The 25958-nt window shown below is 46.5% G+C and carries 19 protein-coding genes; 1 reads left to right on the forward strand and 18 read right to left on the reverse strand.

The features are described 5' to 3' along the window. Positions 1-12: 12 nt before the first annotated feature. The 15 genes from GC093_RS02345 to GC093_RS02415 form a co-directional block, all read right to left on the reverse strand. Complete coding sequence (locus GC093_RS02345; protein WP_171650240.1) at positions 13-897, reverse strand: DMT family transporter; 885 nt, start codon at positions 895-897, stop codon at positions 13-15. A 282-nt stretch (positions 898-1179) separates the two neighbouring features. Next, positions 1180-2415: a glucose-1-phosphate adenylyltransferase gene (locus tag GC093_RS02350; RefSeq protein ID WP_171650241.1), complete on the reverse strand. Its 1236-nt coding sequence runs from the start codon at positions 2413-2415 to the stop codon at positions 1180-1182. 131 nt (positions 2416-2546) lie between these two features. Then, complete coding sequence (locus GC093_RS02355; protein WP_171650242.1) at positions 2547-3140, reverse strand: DUF1003 domain-containing protein; 594 nt, start codon at positions 3138-3140, stop codon at positions 2547-2549. Positions 3141-3205: 65 nt separating this feature from the next. Next, positions 3206-4954, reverse strand: coding sequence for an alpha-glycosidase (locus GC093_RS02360; protein ID WP_171650243.1), 1749 nt, complete (start codon positions 4952-4954; stop codon positions 3206-3208). Positions 4955-5093: 139 nt separating this feature from the next. Further along, positions 5094-5966, reverse strand: a complete 873-nt coding sequence (locus GC093_RS02365; RefSeq protein ID WP_312886449.1) for a CheR family methyltransferase — start codon at positions 5964-5966, stop codon at positions 5094-5096. Between the two features lie 14 nt (positions 5967-5980). Further along, positions 5981-9652 (reverse strand): response regulator, encoded by a 3672-nt coding sequence (locus tag GC093_RS02370; RefSeq protein WP_171650244.1) that lies wholly within the window; start codon positions 9650-9652, stop codon positions 5981-5983. 206 nt (positions 9653-9858) lie between these two features. Beyond that, positions 9859-11841 carry a methyl-accepting chemotaxis protein gene (locus tag GC093_RS36545; protein ID WP_171650245.1) on the reverse strand — a complete coding sequence of 661 codons (1983 nt, stop codon included), beginning with the start codon at positions 11839-11841 and terminating at the stop codon, positions 9859-9861. A gap of 342 nt (positions 11842-12183) precedes the next feature. After that, positions 12184-12525, reverse strand: coding sequence for a hypothetical protein (locus tag GC093_RS02380; protein WP_171650246.1), 342 nt, complete (start codon positions 12523-12525; stop codon positions 12184-12186). 18 nt (positions 12526-12543) lie between these two features. Next, complete coding sequence (locus GC093_RS02385) at positions 12544-13752, reverse strand: class I SAM-dependent methyltransferase (protein ID WP_171650247.1); 1209 nt, start codon at positions 13750-13752, stop codon at positions 12544-12546. 31 nt (positions 13753-13783) lie between these two features. Next, complete coding sequence (locus tag GC093_RS02390) at positions 13784-15028, reverse strand: PQQ-dependent sugar dehydrogenase (protein WP_246313295.1); 1245 nt, start codon at positions 15026-15028, stop codon at positions 13784-13786. Positions 15029-15279: 251 nt separating this feature from the next. Further along, positions 15280-16029, reverse strand: coding sequence for a hypothetical protein (locus GC093_RS02395; protein WP_171650248.1), 750 nt, complete (start codon positions 16027-16029; stop codon positions 15280-15282). A 259-nt stretch (positions 16030-16288) separates the two neighbouring features. Continuing rightward, positions 16289-16744, reverse strand: coding sequence for a Dps family protein (locus GC093_RS02400; RefSeq protein ID WP_171650249.1), 456 nt, complete (start codon positions 16742-16744; stop codon positions 16289-16291). Positions 16745-16968: 224 nt separating this feature from the next. Next, positions 16969-17598, reverse strand: a complete 630-nt coding sequence (locus tag GC093_RS02405) for a serine/threonine protein kinase (protein WP_171650250.1) — start codon at positions 17596-17598, stop codon at positions 16969-16971. A 166-nt stretch (positions 17599-17764) separates the two neighbouring features. Further along, positions 17765-18022, reverse strand: a complete 258-nt coding sequence (locus GC093_RS02410; RefSeq protein ID WP_171650251.1) for a hypothetical protein — start codon at positions 18020-18022, stop codon at positions 17765-17767. 66 nt (positions 18023-18088) lie between these two features. Beyond that, complete coding sequence (locus GC093_RS02415) at positions 18089-18898, reverse strand: M48 family metallopeptidase (protein ID WP_171650252.1); 810 nt, start codon at positions 18896-18898, stop codon at positions 18089-18091. Between the two features lie 213 nt (positions 18899-19111). Between GC093_RS02415 and GC093_RS02420 the strand changes: the two genes are divergently transcribed. Next, the gene (locus tag GC093_RS02420; RefSeq protein ID WP_171650253.1) at positions 19112-21793 is read left to right on the forward strand and encodes a PAS domain S-box protein; all 2682 of its coding nucleotides are present in this window, start codon (positions 19112-19114) and stop codon (positions 21791-21793) included. 3 nt (positions 21794-21796) lie between these two features. On the opposite strand, the gene cls is transcribed toward GC093_RS02420, so the two are convergent. From cls to GC093_RS02435, 3 genes are all read right to left on the reverse strand, one after another. Further along, positions 21797-23257, reverse strand: a complete 1461-nt coding sequence (gene cls, locus GC093_RS02425) for a cardiolipin synthase (RefSeq protein ID WP_171650254.1) — start codon at positions 23255-23257, stop codon at positions 21797-21799. A 195-nt stretch (positions 23258-23452) separates the two neighbouring features. Then, entirely contained in the window at positions 23453-25117 is a 1665-nt protein-coding gene (locus GC093_RS02430; protein WP_171650255.1) for a sensor histidine kinase, read from the reverse strand. Next, complete coding sequence (locus tag GC093_RS02435; protein ID WP_171650256.1) at positions 25114-25812, reverse strand: response regulator transcription factor; 699 nt, start codon at positions 25810-25812, stop codon at positions 25114-25116. The genes GC093_RS02430 and GC093_RS02435 overlap by 4 nt, the downstream gene beginning before the upstream one ends. Between the last annotated feature and the right edge of the window lie 146 nt (positions 25813-25958).

Consider the following 25958-nt stretch of genomic DNA (forward strand, 5'->3'; position numbering starts at 1 on the left):
TCCTAATCCAGATTAAGCCTGAGTCGATTTTCGCAGCTTCGCATGCTTTAACGGCCAGTTTAAGAGCATTAATCCAGCGATGAACAATGCTGCGCCGCCGATGATATATAACGTGATGGGTTCATGGAAGAACAGATACGACCAAAGAATCGAAAACAACACACTGCTGTTCCCGAACAGAATGAGTACGGAAAAACTCACTTTTCTCATGGCCTTAGCATACCAGTTGAAACTGAGACCGGTAATCAACCCCAATAAAACTAACGCTCCAGCACTCCACAGGTTGAACGATCCGGTTGCATGAGCTTGGAAAGGCAGTGGTAAGGCCATGAGCAGGGAGCACCAAAAAAAGACCGAGAAATTCATATTTTCAGAATCCATCGATTGGATCAATACCTTTTGGCTTAGGACGTGGAAGGATGTCCCCACAGCAGCAAGTACAAATAGGAAAGTAGTCAAACCGCTGCCTGACACTATTTGGCCAATCGGTTGACCATTCCAGCTAATAAACAGCACTCCCATTATACAAACAGCGGCGGCGGCCCATCCCCTTTTGGAGACATGCTCCTTAAAATAAAAGGCGGAAAGCAGCAGCAAAATAACCGTTTGAATCGGACCAATTAAAATATTCCCATACGAATAACCGCTCGACAAAGCGAGGTTCTCAAAGTAATAATTACACGATTTACCTAGCGCTCCTATCCAAATCCACTTGTGGTTCAGACGAATCCGCAGCTTCTTGTCTCTCCAAAAAAGCAAAATGCCCAAAAAAACAATGCCCAACGAAAACCGGGCAAAAGTAATCGTTGCGCTATCCACCATAACTCCCGCTGTTTTAACTAATATTCCTACAAAGCTCCATGATAAAATGGCGAGAAAAAGTAGAAAGTATCCCATGCTGTTAGTTACTCCTTAACTACATATTACACAACCCGCTATAAAACGATATGCTTATTGTATCACAGCTAAGTAATACTTTTATCCTCAACCAAAAAGAAAGCCCTTATTGTACGCAATCCATGAGATTGCACACGATAAGGGCTTTTTACATGACATGAAGCCAATAGTATCCTATCCACGCAGTAAAGATTCCGCAACATCCAATACGAGTCTTGATAGCCCCTGGGCAAATTTCGATTCGCTCATATCCGGAACCTCCCCTTTTACAACCTAGCGTAACTAGTTGCTATAACCGTGCAGCATAGCCCATTGCTCTCGGGAATAATAGGGGGCATACAGTGAATTCGCGTCCTCAGCCTCAGCGGAATTCATATAAGGACGGCGTACCACTAAAGCATTCGGAGCAACAACAGCTATTTCATCCTCGTGACCTTCGATGACCACGCCATCCTCAAGGATCGCTCCTTCTCCAATTATGGCATGAGAAATTCGTACATCACGACCGACTGATACATTCGGCATCAACACACTGTCATGAATCTGGCTTTCTGCACCTACCCTCACTCCGGCAAACAGTACCGTGCGGGATAAGGTCCCCTGTATTTCGCAGCTACGGTGTGCCAAGGATTGTACAATATTCTTTTGTGGAAATTCGGAATACAGTCCCTCAGCATACTGAGAACGACTATACATGGGCCATACCTTCGGCTGCAGATTTAATTCCTTAGCTTGCCCTCCAAGTAAATCCATATGGGCTTCCCACAAGCTTTTGACTGTACCTACATCACGCCAGTATCCTTTGAATGGATAGGCAAAGAGCTTGCCATTAAGGTGCAGCATCCGAGGGATTAGATCTTTACCAAAGTCATGGCTGGAGCGAGGGTTTTGGGAGTCCTCTATAAGCTGTTCCCGTAAATAGGACCAACGAAAAATATAAATACCCATTGAAGCAAGATTACTCTTGGTTTGGGTCGGCTTTTCCGTAAATTCGGTAATCCGCATAGTTTCATCCGTGTTCATAATACCGAAGCGGTGAGTGTCTGCCCAAGGAACCTCCATAACGGATAATGTCGCATCCGCTCCATGCTGCTTATGAGCCTCCAATATAGAACGATAGTCCATAGAATAAATATGATCACCGGATAAAATTAATACATGCTCCGGATTATGCTCATCGATATAGTTAATATTTTTATATATGGCGTCAGCTGTGCCTGTATAGCAATTCGTACCTACAGTCAGAGGGGATAACAAGGATACGCCTTCTTGCTTGTCTCCATCAAGCCCCCAAGGCTCTCCACTGCCAATATGTCGGTGCAGCGATTCTGACTCATATTGGGTCAATACACCAACGGTTTGAATGCCTGAATTAGCACAATTGCTTAAAGGAAAATCTATAATACGGTATTGGCCGCCAAAGGGTATAGCAGGCTTAGCCAGTTTCTTAGTAAACGGGGATAATCTACGGCCTTCTCCACCAGCCAGCAGCATGGCAATACATTCCTTATTTGTCATTTCGAATCTGCCTCCCATTGTCCGTTTGTATGGTCTTATTAAACGTACAAGCCCCATTTTGAAACATTTTCCTTTTCCGGACGGCAGCTCCTAACGGTGAAGTTATGTGCTCACGAGATATATAGAACTTGTTAAGTATCGCCCAACTCATCAGGACTACCGTTCTGTGTGCAATCCTTCTGATGCCCGTGTTCAAGCTTGCCTACCAATTTGTCTAAAAGCTGTTCCATACGATCTAATCGTTTTTGGATATCGATGTTTTCTTTCTCAGCCTGATAGTTGATTGCGAAGCTCAATACGGATTCCTGTTTGTCACGCGCCGCCTGCCTGTTCTGGCTCATCAGAATAACAGGAGCTTGAAATGCAGATAAAGTCGACAAAAATAAATTAAGTAAAATAAATGGCGGATCATCAAATCGCAGTGGGATAACAATCAAATTCCAACTCATCCAGAGGGCCAATAACAGAGAAAAATAAACGATAAATGACCAGCTTCCTCCGAAACAAGCTATGTTATCGGCTAGGCGGTCAGGCCATTTGCTTCGCTTTTCCTGCTGCTCAATTAAATGTGTCTTGATACGCCTTTTATAATCATTAACCATTTCAGTTACTCGTTTAAGCTGCTCGGTATTAAGTGGTTGTACATGCTCCCTCTCCAACTCATCAACGAGTTTTTCCTGAAAGCCATGCTTGTCCTTCTCCTCGCGCAATAGTTGCTCTGACATTAAGATACCTCCTTATCCAAAAGGTTATCCTGCCTCTTTTATAGAAATCTTTCCGATTTGGGTCTTTAACCCAAACTTCGCCGTAGAATACGGTAACCGAACCCCTCTAATTCAATGTCCATCACACCTTCAATGGGACGGACTTCCTCACCCGTTAGAGCATCACTCCAATCCTCCGTGTCCATGGGATGAGACAACAGTGTCGGTTCCTCTGTATTGTTCATCCAAATTGTGAAATGCTCACCGTTACCAATTCGTTCATAAATAATCCTTTGGTCGCCGCGATTCGCCTTAAGGAATCGGAAAGCCCCTTTTACCAGTGCCTCGTGCCCGCGGCGCAGCCCAATCAGCAGCTTATAGAAATCATACAGCTCGCGGTCCTGTTTCTCCGGATCCCATTCCATGCATTTGCGGCAATCGGGATCGTTCTCTCCAGCAAGTCCAATTTCATCTCCATAAAATATACAAGGCGTACCCATATAGGTAAGTAAAAAGACAACGCACAGCTTTAATCTACGTTTATTTCCAGCTACTCGGGACATCACCCTCGGTGTATCGTGGCTGCATAATAAATTAAATATGACCTCATTGGTTTGCTGAGGATACCGCATCAGTAGTCCTCCCATTCTGTTCGCAAACGTAAAGCCATCCATACTAGATTGCGAGAAAAACTCCAATAATTTATTAGAGAACGGATAATTCATTACTGAATCAAACTGGTCACCCAGCACCCACTTCAAAGAATCGTTCCATACTTCTCCTACAATATAGGCTTCTGGATTAGCCGCTTTGACAACCTTACGGAAATTCCGCCAGAAATGGTGATCCACCTCATTGGCCACATCCAATCTCCATCCATCGATACCGATTTCCTTAATCCAATATTCAGCTACATTCAGCAAATACTCCTTAACCTTTGGGTTAGCTGTATTCAGCTTTGGCATATTGCCGAAAAAACCAAACGTATCGTAGTTTGGAAGGCCTTCCTTAACCTCAAGAGGATAACTGCCAATATGAAACCAGTCCACATATTTAGACTTTTCTCCGTGCTTCAGCACATCTTGAAATGGCAGAAACTGCTCGCTGCAATGATTGAACACCGCATCCAGCATGACTCGAATATCTTTACTGTGACAAGTATCGACCAGCTTACGCAGCAGCTCATTGTCGCCGAAGCTAGGATCGACCTTGGTATAATCGACTGTATCGTATTTATGATTGGAGGGCGCATCAAATATAGGGGTTAGATAAAGTGCATTGACACCCAGATCGCTCAAGTAATCCAACTTATCGATTATTCCTTGCAAATCTCCGCCAAACGAGTTTTCCCAAGTCGGCTGTTCCCCCCATAGTGCAGCTCCTTCAGGGTCATTAGACGAATCTCCGTTGAAGAACCTATCAGTGAAAATTTGATAAAAAATGGCTGATTTAGCCCATTCCGGTACCATATTCAAATCTATTTCATGAATATAAGGAAAGTCATAATAATCTCCTGTCGGCATAGGCCGATCATGACCTATATCATTCTCCGTCATCCACACAGTCTCCGAGCCTGCACTCAGCCGAAAACAGTAGGATACACGCCCGTATTGCGGCTTGAATGCAACTTCCCAATAATCGAACATCCCGTCCGCGGCAGTTCTGACCATAGGGTACTCCGAATACGTGCGATCCCAGTCATATTTGTCACCTGTTTCAGCCACCACCTCATCCACATCATCCCGTTTTGTTCTAAGCCTCAAATGAATGGTTTCTTTATCATACGCATAAGCCCAGTTACTTTGAGCCACATGGTAAAAGGACTCCAACAGCATAGATCCACCTCCCTATCGTCTTACCATCGTCTTACCAACCCATTAACCAACACGGTTTATATCCAAACATAGGAAAAAAACAACAAAGACCTTCAATCCCTTTGAATATAAGGGGCTTGAAGGCCTTGTCTCATCTATTTCACTTGATCTTGGTGTATAACCTTTCCGATTCGCTTATTTGCTCGTAATACTGCTCAAAGCCACTGAAGCGAATCGTTTCACGCTCTCCTATTGCAAGAACTCCGAATTGGGCGAGACTATCATGGAATAAAGAATGAACCCGCTGCTGTAATTTACGATTGAAGTAAATCATAACATTTCTGCAAAAGATAACGTGGAACTCATTAAACGATTGGTCTGTCACCAAATTGTGACCGGCAAAAATAACATGGTCCAAAAGGGAACGGTTGAAGGTTACTTTATTCCCGTCCTCTGAATTCACTGAATAATAATCGGAAAATGAGCCTGTCCCACCGGACATCATATAGTTGTTCGTGTATTGCTGCATGCTTCCGATTAATACTCTACCTGACTGTGCCTGCTCCAACGCTTCCTGATCGATATCCGTCGCATAAATCCGTGCTTTTTCATACAAGCCTTCCTCCTGAAGCAGGATGGACATAGAAAGCACTTCCTCACCGGTAGAGCAACCGGCATGCCAAATCCGGATGGATGGATACGTATGAAGAAAGGGTACGACCTTTGTTCGAAATGTTTGGAACAAGGATGGCGTTCTAAACATTTCGGTAACGTTAATCGTCAAGCTGCGCAGCAGCAGCTCCATCGAGTCCGGATCATGAAGCACTCGTTCGAGCAGCGCAGTTACAGATGGCAGCCCCTGCTGTTTCGTGGCATGCGTGATTCTCCTGCAAATGGAATCATACGCATAATCACGAAAATCATTACCATACATACGGTATATACCTTCCAGCAGCAGCTCGATCTCAATTCTTTGTCTCTCTTCATCTATCCGCTCTGTAGAAGGATGCAGATTACTTAAGAAATCAGACACGAACTTCACCCCCGTTACTTATATAACCAAACCTTCAACAAAGAAAGCAGCTTGTCGGTATTGATAGGTTTGCTGATGTAATCGGATGCTCCTGCGTCCATACACTTTTGTCGGTCCTCTTTCATAGCTTTGGCCGTAAGGGCAATGATAGGAAGCTGATTGTGCTCAGGGTTGCTGCGAATATGTTTCATGGCTTCATAGCCATCCATTTCCGGCATCATGATGTCCATCAGCACTAAATCAATTCCCGGATTCATCTGCAATATTTTCAGCGCTTCACTCCCATTCTCTACATAGGTCACTTTTAAGTTGTGCCGCTCAAGTACATTGGTGAGTGCAAATACATTGCGAATATCATCCTCAACCAGCAGAATATGCTTTCCTTCGAACACATCTTCACCGTTTTGCAGGCTTTTCAGCAGCATTCGTCGTTCTTCAGGCAATTGCGCTTCCACACGATGAAGATATAAAGCAACTTCGGCGTATAATCGCTCTTGTGATTTTACATTCTTCACAATAATGCTCTCTGCATATTTACGCAGCTCTCGCTCTTGCTTCAAGTCTAGATCTTTTCCGGTAAAAATAATGATAGGCAGCGTATGCAGCTTCTCGATATTACGTATCCGATCCAACAGCTCAAATCCAGACATATCGGCCAATTCCAAGTCCAATACCATACAGTCAAAATGTCCTGTATTCAACTCTTGCAGCGCCTCTTGACCATAGCCGACATCCCTAATAGCTACATCATCATGACCTATCAGCTCAACCAAGCTTTTACGCAACGGGATGTTATCCTCGACAATCAGCAGTCGTTTGGGAGTTCGGTTCAGGATATCTTCAACCTTCTCGAACGCCTTCACCAGCATTTCCGTGCTGATAGGTTTTTTCAGATAAGCCATCGCTCCAGATACTAAGCTTTGCTGGGGTTCGTCTGCGACGGAGAGCACATGGACTGGAATGTGACGAGTTTCTGGATTCTGCTTGAGCAGATCCAAAACCGTCCAGCCGTCCATTACGGGCAAATGAATATCGAGCATGATCATGTCCGGCTTATAGGTGTAGGCTAACGCCAGCCCTTTATCGCCCTGAGTAGCGACTATCCCCTTGAACCCACGGGAGCGGGCCATATCTAGAATAAACTGTGCAAATGGAACATCATCCTCCACAATTAGCATCAGTCTGTCATCACTATCAATACTATCCCGATCATCCTTCACCTCTCCGGGAGCAAGCAGCCGAGGATCGGACAACACCACTTCCGGTATAACAATTTCACTTATATGTGGAACCCCTGAACCCATACTCGCTGCTAGCGGCTCAACCGCTGCAGCAATTTCGCCTATTGGTTCCGAGGAAAGCTCATCAAGATCGGTCACTACAGGCATATAAAGCGTAAAGGTACTGCCTTGTCCATCCTGACTTTCCAAGCCAATCTCCGCGCCTAGAATCTGAGCCAATTCACGGCTAATTGTAAGACCTAATCCGGTACCCCCATATTTGCGGCTGGTTGTGCCGTCAACCTGCTGGAAGGCTTCAAAAATCAAGGCTCGTTTGTCTTCAGGAATTCCTATGCCTGTGTCGGTAACAGCGAAAGCAATGGCTTTTTGCTTGCCTCCATCCGCATTAAGGGAGAAAGCATAGTCAGTCACATAAATACGCAGCACAATTTGGCCCTTTTCCGTAAATTTAAAAGCATTAGACAAGAAGTTCTTAAGAATCTGCATAAGCCTGTGACTATCTGTATAAAAATAGGGCGGGACATCCGATTCAGCTTCAATTCGGAACTGTAGGGCTCTCTTGGCAGCGACTGGCTGAAAGCTGCGGCGCATCTGCTCGCCTATCTCCTCGATTATGGTGATGTCCACATTCAAATCCAATTTTCCGGCTTCGACTTTGGACAAATCCAGAATTTCGTCAATCAAGCGCAGCAGGTCACTACCGGAAGCATGGATTGTATTAGCGAATTCAACTTGCTCTCCGCTAAGATTGCCATCTTTATTCTCTCCCAAAAACTGCGACAGGATTAGCATACTGTTGAGGGGAGTCCTCAGCTCGTGAGACATATTGGCCAAAAATTCGGACTTATATTGGGACATGGCCGACAGTTCCTCGGTCTGTTTCTGCAGCGCCTCTCTCTGCCGTTCGATTTCCGAATTTACTTCCTCGGTAAAGCGCACCTGAGCTTCCAATTGATAAGAACGCTTGGATAGCTCTAGGTTCACTTTCTCCAGGTCTTCCTGATGCCGCTGCATCCGCTCTTCTGATTTTTTCAAAAAGTCATTCGATACTTTCATCTCTTCTTGCTGACTTAATAATTCTTCAGATTGAGCCTGAAGCTCCTCTGATTGTGTCTGAAGCTCCTCGGTAAACGCTTGAGACTCAGCTAACAGACGATCGATTTCCATACGTCCCAGCACACTGTTAACCGCAATACCAAATGAACAGCGAATTTGCTGCAGCAGCTCTTGATGAAGCTCACTGAAAGGCTGCAAGGAAGCCAATTCAACTACAGCCTCTACCTTGCCCTCATATTGAATTGGCGTAATTAGAATGCTCTTTGGAGCAGCATGTCCCAACCCAGAAGAAATATGAATGTACGAGTCCGGAATATCCTGAAGTAGAAACATTCTGTTCTCCAATGCCGCCTGTCCTACAAGTCCTTCCCCCATCCGCAGTTCTTGTTTGCCAATAGCATTGCCTCCATCACCCGCATACGAGGCGATCTTCGTTAGGCGTTGATACTCGCCCCGTCCTGTTCGAATGTAAAAGGCTCCGTAGGACGCGTCCAGTATGGAAGCCATCTTTCCAATAAATAAGGAGCCTAGTTCCGTAATATTGTTCACGCCTTGGTTCATTGACGCAACCTCAGCAATACCCGTCTTTAACCAATCTTGCTTCCGCACGCTTTCTAGAAGCGTATTGGCAGCATCAGCAAGCTCTCGGACTTCATCGTTCGTCCTCACCTCAATAGAGGTGTTCAAATTGCCTTCTGAGGAGGCAATTTTCTGAAGCGCAGAGACCACCTGCTTAATCGTAAGAACAATGGATCGGGAAACCATCGTTGTTCCCAAAACAGATAAAACAACAGCTAGCAAAGCGAGCAAATACATGGTTGTTTGAAGCTCGATATTTCTGGCCTCCAAATCAGCGACACGAGCTGCCGTCAGCTCCTTCTCCACACTTCGGAATGAGTCCCATTGGTTTCGCATAAGATCCATGTATCTCTTACCCGGGTCTGCTTTATAATACTGCAGGATTTCTACCATTTTGTTCTCATTACGCAAGGGAATAACCTTTTCCCCGGATACAGCTATCCAAGTCTCAATGTTGGCTTTAATAGCTTCCAGGTTCTTAAGCTGCGCCGGATTGTCAGCTATAAGCGGGTAAAGCTCATTGTAACCTGACAGCCATTTGCTTTTCCCTTCATTATAAGGCTCTAAATACTGAACTTCGCCAGTTATGATATAGCCTCGCTGTCCGGTTTCCATATCTAAAATATGCTTTTCAATTTGATTCGATAAGGTGTGCACGGCTAGATCATGATCAGTAATAAAGCTAATTTCTTTTTGCAACGCGTATATACGATCCATAAGAAAAAAAATAGACATACCCATACATAAAATAACTAGAAAATAGCCTAATCCGATTTTGGAACCGATGTTCCATTTCCTGTTTTTTAGCATCCTATAGCTCCTCTATATATGTAGTCCAATTATACCCATTCCTATAATTATAGCACAGCTGCCGAAACGCAGACACCGCATAATTACCAATATTTTCATATTTTAACGAGGTCACTTGCTAGCACAGACTAAAATATCGAATATATACAAACAACCACCGGAAATAGGTCTTATTGACCCCACCAGTGGTTGTTTGCTTACAATATTTACACCTTAAATCGGTTAGCTGTTGCTTTCAATTGCTGTGCAGCTTCACTCAGAGTACCTGAAAGCGAGCTGGTTTCCTCTGAATCATGGAGCTGTGACTGCGAGGCTTCTGCCATTCGGCCTGCATACTCTGAAGTCGTGCTGGCGATTCTGGCCATTTCCTCGATACTGGCCGCTACTTCCTCCGTACCAGCTGACATCTGCTCCGCTGCGGCTGATACTTCCTCCATCTGTCCAGATGCTCTATGTACGGAATGAAGCATCCGCTCCAGCGAGCTGCGAACCGTAGTAACCTCCTGCACACCATCCCGCACATCCCGCCCGCCGGTTTCCATTGCTGTAACAGCTGCCCTCATCGCGATCTGGATATCGGTCACCATCTCATTGATCTGTTGGGCGGAGGCCTCCGATTGGTCGGCCAGCTTGCGAACTTCGCTCGCTACTACCGCAAAGCCTTTTCCTTGCTCTCCAGCTCTAGCCGCCTCTATAGCTGCATTAAGTGCAAGCAGTCCCGTCTGTGACGCAATCCCTGAGATGACCTGCGCCATCGCCCCTACGGACTGCATACCCTCCTCCAGCTTCTGAATCGCTGCTCCAACCTCGTTCGCAGATTGACTCATGGTTGTCATCTGGCTCATCGCTCTCTCCGAAGCGACATTTCCATGCTCCACTTCGCGTACCAAATGCTGCGTCACTTCCGTCACCTGAGCCGCCGCTTCGGCAATACGCTGAATACCGAGAGCCATTTCCTCCATCGCCTTCACGCTATCCTTAGCACCTGTCGCTTGATTCTGCGCTCCAGTAGCCAATTCTTGAACGGTGTGAGAAATTTCCGTTGACGTCAACGTCGACCGCGAGGCCTTCTCTGACAAACTATTGGAAGTATCACCTACACTCACTGACATAAAGCGTATCGAACCGATCATTTCCTGCAGATGCCCAATGAACCGGTTAATCTCTTCGGACAGACGAGCCAGCTCATCCTTTCCTCGCACTGGGATTCGGTAGGTTAAGTCGGCCTCTTGAGAGTTTAAATTCACAGCAGCTTGAAGCACGAAATTAAGCTTCCTCGCTACGATAACCCGGGAAAGAATGAATAACATAACCAGCACCCCAACATATAGAAGAGCGAGCTCCAACCCGATTTTCCAGTGCTGCTTCATTATCATTGCTTCTGCGCTCTCCTTGGACATAGCGATCCGTGCTGCCCCCCAGTGTTTACCATCAATGGTAATTGGGTAGGAGACTACCCATCGCTCGACCACTTTACCCTCGACAATTTGCGGATACTTTTGCAGCTTCGCTTTGGAAGTATCCTTGTTGGCCACATCGGCATAACCTACAGCGTCATTATACACACGGTTGCTGCGGTATTTTTGACTCAACAGCCCTGTAGTGCCCCAAGCATCCTTGGAATCGTCGCCGATCGAGCTGTACTGTGTATTATGCGTTGCAACAAACCCGGCAAAATCAGGATTATCCGAGTAAGCACCTGCCACAGCAAATACAATACTATTATCGGTCATGAAACTATCAAGAACCTTCTGCCAATGATCGTCTGTATAAATATCATAGGCACTCGTATATTTCTGCTCGTATTGTGCGAGCGGAACCTTTCTTCCGTCAAAAAGCGTCTGAGTTCCCTCAGCATAGGTTTTATCTTGCGAACGCTTTTGCAATTCCTTATCGCTGCCTGGTACAGGCTGCAGCTTATCATTAAACAGGTTCGTGCGCAGCTCCTCACCCGTCCACTTGATACCGCCCTTAATAAGGGTGCCATCGCGAATATCATCTTCTGCTATGCTTTGAAGTGTTTTGGAGAGAGAAACGGCTAGGCTGCTGCCTTTTTGATACAGCTGATCTTCGGCATCCTTACGGATTTCTTGCCACTGGTAAACATATATGCCACCTATTAATACCAGCAGGAACACCCCTGTAAATAACATAAACCTTACCGTGATAGAATGTAGCCAATTAAACACAGGAAGCACCTCACAACAAATCGAATTTCACCCATTATACAATGAGCAGCAGGAAAATATATCCGTTTTGACAAACAATTAATGACATTTTTTTCAACATCTTCACAAAACCTACATACTTCTACATACTTCTTTAAATTAATTACTAAAAAGGATAAAAAAACCAATTAATTTACCCTAGCTTTAGAGTGGATTAATTGGATTTTTTCATTAAATTAGCGATCTATATAAAAATACGTGGATTATTCGCAAAGAGGAGCTGACAACGCCCCTAATGAATGAGAGCAGGTTCATTTGTTTTTAATACCTGTAGTCAAGTTATGGCAACTTTTCTCGCCTCGCCTACCTATGTTGTCCGATCGCGGAAAAGAGGAGTGCAGCCACAATAATCAAAGCAAATACGATAAAAAAAGCCTTGAAAAAACCGAGCCAGAAAGAAGGCTCCGGTTCATCGTCAGGCGTACGGAGAAAACGTTCATACACCCATACCGCAACAACCGTCCCTAAGGATAGCTTAATTGCAAATCGCAAAAGCGAAAGTATGTATTCCCGCATTGGCAAAGCTTCACTTGAAAAAAGACCTCTTCCCGGCTGAGTAGTCACGGTATCCGCACAAAACAAAATGGCCAAAAACAATCCCACGATAAAACCGTAAATTCCGGCTTTAACCAGCAGTCGTTCCATTCAGATCCCCTCCTTCTGTCAGCTCCGTTCGGCAGCCGCTTCCAATAGCGGCCTCAGCTCATCGCGCAGCGCACGCTCCAAATACGGCTCAGCCTTCAAAAAGCTGCGGAATCCCACATAGCTGTTTACCATCTCATCAAGCTCAGCCGCAGTAGGCTGCTTCCCTTTTACAGCGCGGATAAGTAAATTCTTGGGGGTATGCTCCATGTCGATGAACTCCAGCAGCTGCGTACGGTAGCCAACAATATCAAGCAGCTTAGCCCGGATTGCATCTGTTGCCAATGCCGAGAATCGCTCCTTCAGGATGCCATGCTGAAGAAGCGGTGCAAGCACATCATTGCGGACCTGCTTGAACAGCTCATGCTGGCAACAAGGCACCGACAGAATCACATCCGCCTGCCAGCGTACCGCCTTCTCCAGCGCCGCGTCAGTAGCTGTATCACAAGCATGCAGAGTAACCACCATATCCACGCGTTCCAAATCATTGTATTGCGCAATATCGCCAACAAGGAACTGAAGCTGGTCATAGCCGAATTTGTCAGCCAAGCCGCTGCAATGACGGATCACATCCTCCTTAAGATCCAAACCGATTACTCGGATATCGAGTCCCTGTAGCTCCTTTAAATAGTAATACAACGCAAAAGTAAGGTACGATTTGCCACAGCCAAAATCAACGATATTGAGCGTCCGGTCTTTCGCCAAATGCGGCACGACGTCTGCAATCAGCTCAATGAACCGATTGATCTGCCTAAATTTGTCGTATTTTTGAGCTTTTACTTTTCCCTCGGCGTTCATGATGCCCAACTCCACAAGGAAAGGAACAGGGGTGCCTTCCTCGAGCAAGTAGTTCTTTTTGCGGTTATGCGTAAGCTCAGCGGCTTGCTTCTTAGTCGGAGGTTTCTTAAGAATACCGGCCTTTCCTTTCTTACTGATCAACACCTGGTAATCAGCATCTTCCGCTTGCAGCAGCCCTTGACGGAAAGTATCCGCCAGCAGAGCGTTTATTTGAGATGCTGCCTCTTCAGGCAGCACATTATCATGCAGCACTTTAGTGCCACAGTAAGAGCTGAACTGATAATGCAGTGTCCCTTTCAGCTCCAGCGGCTTGACCGTTACCTTACTGCATCCTGACGGATCAGTTCGCCTCACTTGGCTGAACGTGCCTTGAATCAATGAACCTTGAGCGATCAAATTGCTAATTAATGTACCTAACTCTAACGATTGCATCCGTTACCATTCTCCGTTCTTGTTGTAAATGCTAAAAAGTGGGCTTCAACCGGATTAGCTGGTCATCCTCTGCCCCTGGCCTGCCGCGTCCATCGCGGTTATTCGTCATGATGTAGATGGAGCCGTCCGGGCCTTCCGCCACGTTCCGGATGCGGCCTAAGTCATCCTTGAACAACGGCTCAACCCTTTGCACAGAAACCTGGTCATTGCCTAGCACCACCCTCTGCAGCTGCATCCCCCGCAGGTTGGCTGCCAAGAGGTTCCCCTTCCACGGCCCTTTGGTGACGAAGGTGATACCTGAAGGAGCCCAAGTCGTATCCCCGCTGTGCAGCAGTGGTATCTTTAATGGGCCAGGGCCCTTCTTGGAAGCGTCCTTAGCAGGCACCTGCGCCTCGTCACCTTGAAGGAGTGGCCACCCGTAATTGGCGCCAGGTTCAATAAGATTAAATTCATCATGAGCCGATTGACCATGCTCAGTGCTAAACAGCTTACCTGAGGCAGGATGCCAGGCCAAGCCCTGCGGATTGCGGTGCCCTAAGCTGTACACGGGGGACCCTGGAAACGGGTTGTCAGCAGGAATCGTGCCGTCCGTGCGGATGCGAAGGATTTTGCCGCCAAGCTGGGCAGCATCTTGAGCAATCGATGATTGCGCAGCATCGCCGTTCGTGATGTATAACAAACCATCCGGCCCTATTTTCACTCGGCCTCCGTCATGAATACGGTCTCCTGGCAGCATGTCCAGCAGCACCTTGTCTACCTTGGCTTTACCGCCGCTCTCCACCATGCGCAGCAGTCGGTTGTAAGCTTGGCCGCCCTCTTGATAGGTATGATACACATACATGTAATGATTGCTGCTAAAATTCTTGTCGAGAGCAATCCCCAGCAAGCCCGCTTCCGATTCATTATAAAGCGGTGGCTTCTCAAAACGGAAGACAGGCTCCGGCTTCAGTACACCCTTCTCAATAACCCGAATCAGCCCTCCACGCTCCGTTAGAAAAATGCGCCCATCCGGTGCGAAATCCATGTCCCATGGAACATTCAGCTTAGAAGCGATAATCTCTCGGGTATAAGGAATCGAGGCGGAAGCTTCCGCGCCCGCAGATGATTCTGGTACTTTGCCCCCGCTGTTGTTGCCAACCGATTGCGCAGGAGCTGTTGCCGGGGCCGTTGAAGACGGAGGTTTACCTATTTGTCCATTCTGCACCCCAATGCATCCCGTCGAAGCAAGCAATACGGACGTTACTCCAAGAACCATCCACATAGATAAACCACCCATAGCAGATCCTCCTCTATTGAACATTCACATCTGTTTTTTCCTTATTATACCTAATGGTGCATCATGAATGCCAATCCGAGCCACTACACCTTCATAAAAAAAGAAACCGTCTCATGCGGCAGCCCTAAACGGCTTCCACTGATACGATCCCTATTTAACCGATTGCTCTCAACAGCTAGCTGTCTCGGGACATCAAGCCGAAACAGCGCTATGTACTCTAAGCTTGTGCGCGATTCTTTGCAGATTTCTGCTTACTTTACTTTGGCCTTAAGCAGATCAACAAGCTGCTGGCCGGCATTGGCTCCACCGCCGCCTCCTGGGCCGCCCATTCCTGCTCCACCTTGTCCGGTTGCACCTCCAGCTCCTTGCCCGCCAGCGCCTGCCGCCGCTCCTTCGTTGCCTTGTTTCTGCATCCGGCCTCCATCCTTGCCATCTGTCGCATTCTGGCCTCCGCCTTGAGCTTGCCGCTGCTCCTTCAGCGCATCCCTCTGCTCCTGTGTCATAGCTCCCTTACCTGACGAGCCGTCTGCTCCGGCTGAACCGCCTGATCCACCCATTCGCTGCTTCATCTGGTCTGCACGGCTTTGATACAGCTTCGTTTGCTCCGCTGTGAGCACCTTCAGCATCGTCTCCTGCTGTTCGACTGTCAGTTCTTTCTTCGTAACTGCTGCCTCGGCCAGTGGAAGCAATTGCTCAGCCTGCTGTTTCGTAAAAGCTAACCCCTCCGTCTTGTCGATGGTAATCAGCGACTGTGAGATCGTACGCAGACGCATTTCGTTCTCATTCATCGGCGTCCGCTCCGAGCGAGAACCGGCTTGAGCCTTCTGCTCACCTGCTGGCTGTTGGCCATTCTGTCCTTGACTTTGCGCCGGTGCGGCTCCATTCTTCGCATCTGCCGAAGCCGTTTCATTAGCTGCCGGCTTGCTACCGCAGCCGCTGAGCAGCAACGGGACCATAATAAGACCTGCTATAAGCTGGTTACGATTTACCTTCATCTTCATCCTTATCAAACCTCCACATGTTCATCCCGAAATTAGAGGGACACAAGCTGCGAACTATCAACATAGGGCCTCTAGTCCACGCCCCTCAAGCGTATAGCATCAACATGAAGCACATCTGAGAGTTTGCTTAAAGATTACTGAAAGCAAAAGTGACTTCTACGGATCCTACAGAACAGCGTATGCATATCCCCACAAACAAAAAGAAACATCCAACTAAAGAGGTATATCCCCAATCGGATGTTTCATAAAAGCTTTTTATTTAACCTAGGAAGGAGTTCAGCATCCATACGTGCTTCTCTAAGCTAGCGTGAATAGCCAAAAACAAATCACCAGTGATTTCATCGCCAGCTTTCTCGGCTACATCCATTCCTTCCTTAAGTTGCTGATTAACTTTATTGAAATCTGCAACAAGCGCACGAACCATATCCTCTGCTTTTTCGTTGCCTGCCGCTTCCTTTATAGCAGAGTCCTTCAGCATTTGCTGCATAGTGGCTACTGGCTTTCCGCCCAACGTGAGCAGACGCTCAGCCAACGCATCAAAATGTAAGGTTGCCTCATTATACAATTCCTCAAATTTAAGATGCAGCGTAAAAAATTGAGAGCCCTTCACAAACCAATGAAAGTTATGTAGTTTGATGTACATGACTCCGAAGTTAGCCACCTGCTGGTTTAACGCTTCTTCTAGTGCTTTCGATTGCTCTAATACTTTAGCCATTTCGTACACTCCCTTGTTTGATTGTATTGTTAGAAGCACACCTCTACTGTCTCATTAATAGAAGCCGTTCTTTCGCCTGATCTTTTTCCAAGCATGTGCCTGTCCTACTATTGTTTTACCCAAACTGAGCACAAATCAAACAATAGTCGCCACCCATTCAGAGAAGGAGCCCCTCCGTTATGAGTAAACATAGGAAAAGATCTTTTACAAGCAAAATGCTCGTCTCATTTACGTTTGAAATATCGGTACCCTTTCCTTACAGCTGTAAGCATCCAGCCCGGTACCTTCATGCGCCCTAAAAAAACGGGAGAGTAGAAACGGTCATACGCCTTTTTCAAGTCATCCCACATCAAACAAGGCTCTACCTTCAAAAAATCAGATACATCAAGAACCACACCGCGGCCGTCCTTGAGCATGACATTTTTGCCGTGCACATCGTGTGGATTCAAGCCTTTGCTTCTCGCATAATCAAGCGCACCGTCGATATCCTCAATAACCTGTCTTGGTATGGGTACGCCTCGCAGTACACAATTATACAAGGTGATGCCGCTCAATCTGCGCAGAATTAAATAAGAGCTCCCCGCATGAAAGCATTCCGAGTAGGCCGGATGCCTGCCTAAGCGCCGATACACCTCTACCTCTTCCTCTATCCCCGGCCGTCCTGGAGCATACACCTTTACTACCATGCCGCTATAATCGGGATGACTTAAGACAGCCGCATAATTCCCCGCTCCCACCAGCTTCCACGGCTTAGGTAAAACCTCAACCTCTATAGGATCATGAGGGTTGACGCTTTCTATTTCTAGCTCCTTCAGCAGCTGCTGCTCTATGATATTGATAAATTCACTAATCATAACTACCGGTATCCCCTCCCGGTTATCTACCTGTTACATTACTTTCCTTTTATTGTAGCATATATTCAATCAAAGAAAGACCTGCCTACGGTTATGAACCGTTTGGCAGGTCTTCCTTCTTTAACATCAACTCCAATAATGCATAACACGAAACGAATGTATACGGCTAGCTCTCTAAGCTTTGCAGAGCTGCTTGATCTTCCTCCAGATCGGAGCGAGCTTGATCAACCGCTTGCTGATTAAGGCTCAGCCCCGCTTGTTCGATAGCGTTCTCCGCTCTCTGCACAGCAGTCTCCGCTTGCTCAATTAACTGCTCGCTCGGATGGCTTTGCGCCTGAGTCACCGCGTTATGCGCTGTTTCGACGGAATTTTGCGCTTGAGATATCGGGTTTTGCGATTGTAAGCTGGAATCACTATTGCTCATCGCTGTTTCGCCTCCTTTCCTTTCCATACCTCAATTAATATGGGTGAAAAGCAAGCTTTCTATTCCCTATAGCTGGGAAGACATCCCCGATGACCTGCCCTCTTCAAATCCCGGAGAATCATATCCAAATAACTGAGGCTGCGAATGGAACCGCAGTACCTCTGAAATCCGCTTTGGCAGCGGAGGATGTGTCGAAATAAGCTCGTACCAGGCTATGAAAAGGCCACGCTCCTGGTAGCTTTGATCTAGAAATTCATTGATGTTCACTCTGCGGTATAATTGCTTGCCTGCCGCCAATATCGTGAGTGCATTTACCGCTGCCTCTGCATTGCCCGTGTAAGCTGTGGCTATCCGATCACACGTGAATTCACAAGCTCTGGAATAAGCTTTACCAATAAACGGAATCCACATGGCAGGAAAAACAAGCACAAACTTGCTCACATGCCTCCTCTGGATATGAGCCAGCTCATGCGCGATCACAAAGGTTAGCTCCTCTTCATTTCCTTGCTCAATTAGCTCTACAATGTCTGAATACAGCACAACGAAATTCCGCCCGGAAAACCGGGTAGCAAACGCATTAAGAACACCGCCGGATTGAATAATGTACACGTCTGGCACCTGTGCAATCCCCATCTCTTGGCACAATGCTTGCACTCGCTCATAGATTTGCGGGAACTGCCGTTCCGACAGCTTTACGCCAGAGCTTCTGACTCCAGCCACCATTAAGCCGTGCATAACAAGTGCTGCAACCAATCCAATCGCTATGTAGATAATCCCTATAATCGAAAAAATTAAGCTCAGATAAATCAAGATACTCGTTACCAAGCAAACGATATACCAGGTTTGTTCATCTTCGTGTACCAGTTTTTTGTTCATTTCTCTACTCCGCTCCCTTTTTCCATTTTTTTGTATATAGTGCGCGTAACAGCTAAACCCATTTGGTAATAATTCATTGAAATGAATATTTTTCCCTTTAATTGTCGTTTTTTAATTATTTTTTGACTTTTTCCTATAAAAAGTAAGTAGGATTTTGTCGTACTAAAGAAGAACTAGTATCATTTAACTATTTTTTACAAGGAGGGGTGTCGAATGGTGCAGGAGTTTGTTACAGGAATTACTTTGATATTTGTATTTATGTTCTTTTCAAACCGGCTGTATACCAAGCACCTGACCCCCTCTTCATCCGTCTTCATGAAATGTGGCTTTGGTTCTATCCATGGCTTGATGGGCGTAATTATTATGTTTTTCAGCGTACACATCCAATCGTCAGCCCTGCTCGACATGAGACATATTTTGCTTATTATAGCGGCGCTATCAGGAGGTATGGTCTCTGCCCTCGTCGCTGCTGTATGTATGTTTATGGGCCGTACTTTGATTTTTGGACAAATGGATTTAGCTAATCTTATGTCAGCACTCACTATACCAATTATCGGCTTCGGCAGCGGAATTATTAGCACTTACGTTAAATCCTATTGGAAAAAATGGGCTTACAGCCTTCTCCTCACCCTAATCGTAATATCAACTGGGCTTCTTAGTCTTCTTGGTTTCAGCGCTTGGTCTATCCTTGCACCTTACTGCGCTGTGGTCCTGATAAGTGGAATTACAGCAGCTTGGCTGCTGCATTTTTTAATCAAAAACAACGAAAGAACTACCCTCAACGAGCTAATTGCCGACCTGATCCCCAAGATGAAGCAAACGAACACCTCCCTTGAGCTGTTTACCCTTACTATGAAAGAAATGGCCGCACTATTTTCTTGCGACGCCGGTGAAGTAGTTCTGACAGAGAAGAACCGATATAGAACTGTTTTTCGCTATATGGAAGGATCCTATGAAAGTATGAACCATGTTTTAGACTCGAATGAGTTGGAGGGTGTGCTAGAGGCATACAACGGTGATCCCATCCTATTTGACGATTGGAGCAAGGGGCTCCCGCTTGGGGCCGCCCACTTACCATTGCATAAGCAGGGAATCCGTTCCTCCTTGCATCTGCCCATATCGTACAACGATAAGCTTATAGCGATCATCACTATTGCCTCCAAAATTCCAGAGCACTTCGGTCTTAAGGAAATGATTATCGCCCGACAGTTAATACCTCTTATAAGTATGACGATGGCTTTAAAAAATGCCGAGGGCATGTTCTCTTCCGTGTTTAATACTTCTCAAGATGCTATCATCGTTTTGGACGATGACTCGAATATTGAACTATGGAACGAAGGCGCAGAGCTAATTTATGGCTATACTCGGAATGAAGTGATGGGTCGTCATGTCACCATTCTCATTCCCGAGCGTTTGCATTCATTTTATATGAATACGTGCTATCAGCTTCGTTTGCTCGGGATGAATACACACGCAGGCAAAACCATTGAGCTAACCGCGTTGCGGAAAGACGGCTCAGAGCTGCCGGTTGAAATGTCTCTCAATTGCTGGCAAGCCGGCGGCGTCTTTTACTTCAGCAGCATGATTCGAGACATAACCGCACGCAAGCAGACCGAACATGAGATTTCATCTCTAAAACAGGAATTAGCAGATACGTTAAGGTACCAGCACGGCATGATCATGAAATTTAAAAAGATCGATGGGAAGTATGTTTGTACCCTTGTCGACGGGCAAATGCTTTATGATCTGGGATTCACCCCTGAACAGGTTGTAGGAACATCCATTGATAAGTTAGCCGGGCCTAGTGGTGCCTCCTTTATCTTGGATATATACGATCGTGCATGGAATGGAGAGCGCCAGCAATTCGAGTACACGAATTCTAACCATACCTACCTTACCTCATTGAACCCCATCTTAGATCAGGGACAGGTCATTGAAATCATTTCCACGAGCAGTGATATTACCCAACGTAAGCAGATGGAAAGCGAGCTTATCGAGAGTGAGGAAAGGTACCGTAAGCTTATTAAGTTTATGCCTGACGGCATTATCATTCACTGTGATGGAACCGTCGTACATGTGAACCAGATGACGCTGGAGCTGCTTGCTGCATCCCATGTATCTGAGCTTATCGGCAAAAATATCACAGAGCTGCTTCACCCAGATTCGGCGGAAGACGTAATGATCCGAAACCGGGAGATTCTGATAAATCAATCCTCAGCCCCTCCCTCCGAGCGTGTATACATTCGGCTTGACGGCCAACACATGAATGTCGAGGCTTCAGGAGCATGGGTTTACTACAAAGGCAAGCCTGCGATTATGACGGTGTTCCGTGATATAACCGAAAGAAAAAGAGCAGAGCTCCAACTCTACGAAGCCAACGAGATGTTCAAAAAGCTTTCTATGATCGACGGACTAACCGGTATTGCCAACCGCCGCTATTTCGAAGAAAGCTATCAATTGATATGGGAACAAGCACTTCAGCAAGCAAAGGACGTTTCTGTCCTGTTGCTGGATATCGACTTCTTCAAAATTTACAACGATACATACGGACATCAGGGCGGTGATATTTGTTTGAAGCAAGTAGCTTCCGCTTTGGATCAGCTGGCGATAGCTCACGGATACTTTGCGGCACGCTATGGCGGAGAAGAGTTCGTCTGCATTCTCCCCCATACGGGGGAAGCTCCAGCTCATGAATTCGCTGCCAAGGTGAGACGAGTCATAGAGGATTTAGCCATTCCTCATGCTGCATCCACGGTCAGTGGGCATGTAACCATGAGCATTGGTATCGCCGCATGGGTCCCTAAGTCGTCGATCGACCGTAACGAGCTGATAGAGCAGGCGGATCAAGCTTTGTACAAGGCCAAAATGAATGGCCGTAATCAAATCGCATCCTAACTGCTACAAAATGGGAGACAGCAGCCTTGCCATTGACTCCGCGGCGCGTGTCAACAGCCATCTTCTTTCAAAGGTCTCCAAGGTCAGCAGCTCGCTTTTCGCCATATCCTGCTCGAATGTGGACTCCAGGCGCGACGTGATTTCTTGACCATACAAGAAAGCCGTAATTTCAAAATTGAGCTCAAAGCTCCGGTGGTCCATATTCGCGGTTCCTACTGCAGCCGCCTGGCCATCCACCATGATCGTTTTGGCATGGAGAAATCCGTTATCATACAAATAGCAAGTAGCCCCTTCGCGCAATAAATCACCCATATACGCATGCGAAGCCCAGTGGACCAGCATATGATCGCTCTTTTTCGGGATCATAATGCGTACATCGATTCCCGACAGGATGGCGATTCTCAGAGCATTAAGAATGCCATCATCCGGTACGAAATAGGGAGTTTGAACATAAATCCGCTTTTTTGCCTCAAAAATAAGCTTGATATAACCGTTCTTAATTTGCTGTTTTTCGGAATTAGGCCCGCTGGATACAATCTGCACAGCGGCCTTTTCTGTAGCTGCCAGCTCAGGGAAATATACAGGATCTATCGTCAACGTCTCATTCGAAGCGACGCCCCAGTCCAGCATAAATTGCACCTGCAGGCGATGAACCGCATCCCCATAGAGCATAAGATGCGTGTCGCGCCAATATCCGATTTTGCGGTCTAACCCCAAGTATTCATCGCCAATGTTAAATCCGCCTATAAATCCATATTTCCCATCAATGATAGCAATTTTCCGGTGATTCCGATAATTCAGTCTGAAATTCAAATAGGGAATTTTCGATGGAAAGAAGGGACATACCTCTCCTCCGGCCTCCACTAGCTCCCGAAACAGCTTCTTGTTAACACCCAAGGATCCAATACCATCATAAAGCAGCCGTATCCGTACACCCTGCTTTGCCTTTTCGGTGAGCACCTTGAGCAGCCGTTTTCCCGTCTCATCGTTACCCACCTTGTAATAAAGCAGATGAACATGCTCCTCGGCTAGAGCAATATGATTCAGCAGTGCCTCGAATTTCTTTACTCCATCGATAAACAAAGTCACTTCATTATTTTGCGTCAGTGGAGAGGCGCTGTTCATTAGATTCATATAAATGAGATGCTCGTACTGCTTCACGATAGAATCGGTGTAATGAAAGGTGCCCTCCTGGATAGTGTGCTCCTGTACAGCCATCTGCTGGCGAACCTGTCTCTCCATTCTTGCCCTGATCCGATATACCTTCTGCCTGGCCAGATTTTGGCCCAGAAAAATATAAATGATGAATCCAAAAAACGGCAGCAGCAGAAGCAGCATCAGCCATGCCCAGGTGACTCCAACATTGCGTCTTTCGAGAAAAATGATAGCTGCTGCAAACAGTAGATTAATGACTGGAATCCAAATATTTATCGTCTTCCATACCCCGACGATCCAATTCTCCATAGATCCTTCACCTCACGGCAACTTTTTTCTTTCGTCTAAACTATTCCTATTGTTACCATACACCAAAAGGATCAATAAAGAAAAATCGAGGGACATTCTTATAACAAATTTATAAGGCATTTCCTAGTCAGTAACTAACAGAAAGACCACTGCTCCATTTCGAGTAGTGGTCTTTCTACAGCTAAGACATTATAATCATGGCTTCCCGAGGTTCTCAAGCTTACCGAAATGAGGTACAACAATAAATCCGGCGCCCTCGCTCTCATTACTAACTCTAATCTGTGCTTGGTGCGCCTCCAGAATCTGCTTAGCGATAGCTAAACCAAGCCCAAATTGACCATCCGGTCCAGTCTGGAATTGGTCGAATAGGCTGGCCTTCAGCGCGTCTCCAATCGGCGGCCCATCATTCCATAAGCGAATCCCTTTATTTGCCGACCCACCTGCTTGCTCCGTATCCTGTGATGCGGCAGTTCCATCCTTAGAAGGGGTTAGTGTAATAGATATCTTCGATTTGGCATACCTGAGCTGGTTATCAAGTACATTCTCGATAGCAACTCCCCATTGCTCCGAATCTCCTTCGACCTCCATTACAGGCAACTCAACCTCCCAATCAAGCTCTGGCCGACGATAACGCAATCGTTCAACACAATCACCAATGACAACAGACAGGTCAAAGGTGAAAAGCTTTCTTTCCCGCGCCGATAAATAATTCAGCTTGTTCAAGTACAGCAGATCGTGGATTCTTTTTTCCAACCGTGTCGCTTCGCTCTTGATGGTCTCCACACTGTCCGCAATAGTTCCTTTTGGGTAAATACCATCGAGAATGGACTGCGCATAGCTGTGAATAACCATGACCGGCGTTTTCAGCTCATGGGAAATATTTTGCAGGAAAAATTGCTGTGACTTATCCTGTCGGACCAATCGTTCACGCATCGCTTCAAAGGCTAACGCTAGCCGTCCCATCTCATCCTTGCGATTGAGTACAAACGGCTCATGCCAATCCCGCTTTGCAATTCGTCCCACCTGCTGTTCCATCAGCACAAGGGGCCGAGACAAGTAACGGGAAAGCCATAAGCAAGGAATCCAACTAACGACGATAAGAACCATCATAAGCAGTATCAGGCGTTGGAACATGGTCATGACCAAATCGTTACGATAATTGCTCCAAGCATATGAAACCATAAAGCCAGACTGCCCCTCCAATTGCTCTTTGCGGATAACGTAAAACATCGTGCGGTCATCAATGCTGCGGTTGTAGGTCTGAACCGTATCCATTTGCATCTCCGCATCCTGCTCAATAGCTTCAACAAACGGTACAGGGACCGTTGTTTCCGTGTTGCTTACCAAACCTCCATTCAGCATAACCATATGTTGAATGCCAGGTCCGGCAGGTGGCCTAAGGGTTATGGAGAACGGCTGCCCGGCTGTTTGGATTACCCTCATCATTCTGCTCGGAACAGCAGTCGATTCAGCTTGAAGTCCATCTTGTCGTTCCTCTGTTGGCTCTGCATTTTGTATAACACTGCTTGCTTCTGTTGTTAGTCCAGCTATCGGGTCAACACGGATTGCAGACCTCATTGTCGTTTTCTGTTGAACCTGCTGATCATTCTGCAAGCTCTCCTTAGGAATAACATTGACACGCCCTACAGCCTCTACAGGTCGGGCAGCCGTAATCGATACAGCCTTCATAGCATTCTCACTAGGTACAGTCCGTTGGGAATCCAGCAATATATCGTAAATTTGCTCAGTAAAGAAGCCCTTCAGAGTCCACGGTAATAAAAAAGCAAGCAATGTAAACAAGCACAAAGTGATCGCCGTGATGACGAGCCATATTTTGAGGGCAAGAGGCACATTTTTCATAGCTTCAACACCATCCTGTAGCCATAGCCATACACCGTCTCCAGACGGAGATGGGGCATTTTCTTGCGAAGTCGCCTAACCAGATCGTCAACTACGCGGTCCGAGCCGTAATAATCATCTCCCCAGACGGAATCCAGCACTTGCCCTCGCTCCATCAGCTGTCCTGCATGAACAGCAAAGTAAACAAGCAGATCGAACTCCTTGGAAGTCAGCTCCAGCTCACGGTTTTCTTGTTCATCCATCACTCTTCTCTCCTGCTCATCGATTCGGTACGGGGGCAACATATGAATTGTATGCACGCTAGAAGAATCTACGGATAGTTCATGACGATCCGTGTAAATACGCTCCAACAGCTTGCGAGTCCTAATCACCAGCTCACGCGGCAGAAACGGCTTAGGTAAATAATCATCGCTTCCGAGCTCCAGCCCCACAACTCGGTCTATGTCAGCATCGCGGGCAGATATGAAAATAACCGGCAGCCTCTCCTGATCAGCCTTGATCTCCCTGATCAGCTGGTAGCCGTCCACCCCCGGAAGCATGATGTCCAGAATCCACAAATGAGGGCGATTTCTTATCGCCTTGCGAGCTTCTCCTCCGTCAACAAAGGTCTCTACTTCCCAACCCTCATTACGTAAATAAGAAGCCAGCACCTGATTCAAATTCGGTTCGTCCTCTACCAAATAAATACGATACACCTTCGCTCTCCCCTTTACCTATCCCTCCAATAAACGGTTATGCCGTCCTTAGGGATGAACACGTTTGTCATGGCTGATCCAAGCAAAGAATAACAAACAGCTTATCCTTTGCTTGGATCAACCATGGAAAAAAAGACGCAACCGTT

Origin of the sequence: Paenibacillus foliorum, assembly GCF_013141765.1 — a bacterium.
In the GTDB taxonomy this organism is placed as follows: domain Bacteria; phylum Bacillota; class Bacilli; order Paenibacillales; family NBRC-103111; genus Paenibacillus_S; species Paenibacillus_S foliorum.

Coding starts and splice junctions, on each gene's coding strand:
- GC093_RS02385 (WP_171650247.1), bottom strand. CDS start 13,752: ATGCAATCGTTAGAGTTAGGTACATTAATTAGCAATTTGATCGCTCAA.
- GC093_RS02345 (WP_171650240.1), bottom strand. CDS start 897: ATGGGATACTTTCTACTTTTTCTCGCCATTTTATCATGGAGCTTTGTA.
- GC093_RS02350 (WP_171650241.1), bottom strand. CDS start 2,415: ATGACAAATAAGGAATGTATTGCCATGCTGCTGGCTGGTGGAGAAGGC.
- GC093_RS02395 (WP_171650248.1), bottom strand. CDS start 16,029: ATGAAGATGAAGGTAAATCGTAACCAGCTTATAGCAGGTCTTATTATG.
- GC093_RS02420 (WP_171650253.1), top strand. CDS start 19,112: ATGGTGCAGGAGTTTGTTACAGGAATTACTTTGATATTTGTATTTATG.
- GC093_RS02400 (WP_171650249.1), bottom strand. CDS start 16,744: ATGGCTAAAGTATTAGAGCAATCGAAAGCACTAGAAGAAGCGTTAAAC.
- GC093_RS02360 (WP_171650243.1), bottom strand. CDS start 4,954: ATGCTGTTGGAGTCCTTTTACCATGTGGCTCAAAGTAACTGGGCTTAT.
- GC093_RS02370 (WP_171650244.1), bottom strand. CDS start 9,652: ATGCTAAAAAACAGGAAATGGAACATCGGTTCCAAAATCGGATTAGGC.
- GC093_RS02410 (WP_171650251.1), bottom strand. CDS start 18,022: ATGAGCAATAGTGATTCCAGCTTACAATCGCAAAACCCGATATCTCAA.
- cls (WP_171650254.1), bottom strand. CDS start 23,257: ATGGAGAATTGGATCGTCGGGGTATGGAAGACGATAAATATTTGGATT.
- GC093_RS02355 (WP_171650242.1), bottom strand. CDS start 3,140: ATGTCAGAGCAACTATTGCGCGAGGAGAAGGACAAGCATGGCTTTCAG.
- GC093_RS02415 (WP_171650252.1), bottom strand. CDS start 18,898: ATGAACAAAAAACTGGTACACGAAGATGAACAAACCTGGTATATCGTT.
- GC093_RS02390 (WP_246313295.1), bottom strand. CDS start 15,028: ATGGGTGGTTTATCTATGTGGATGGTTCTTGGAGTAACGTCCGTATTG.
- GC093_RS02405 (WP_171650250.1), bottom strand. CDS start 17,598: ATGATTAGTGAATTTATCAATATCATAGAGCAGCAGCTGCTGAAGGAG.
- GC093_RS02380 (WP_171650246.1), bottom strand. CDS start 12,525: ATGGAACGACTGCTGGTTAAAGCCGGAATTTACGGTTTTATCGTGGGA.
- GC093_RS02430 (WP_171650255.1), bottom strand. CDS start 25,117: ATGAAAAATGTGCCTCTTGCCCTCAAAATATGGCTCGTCATCACGGCG.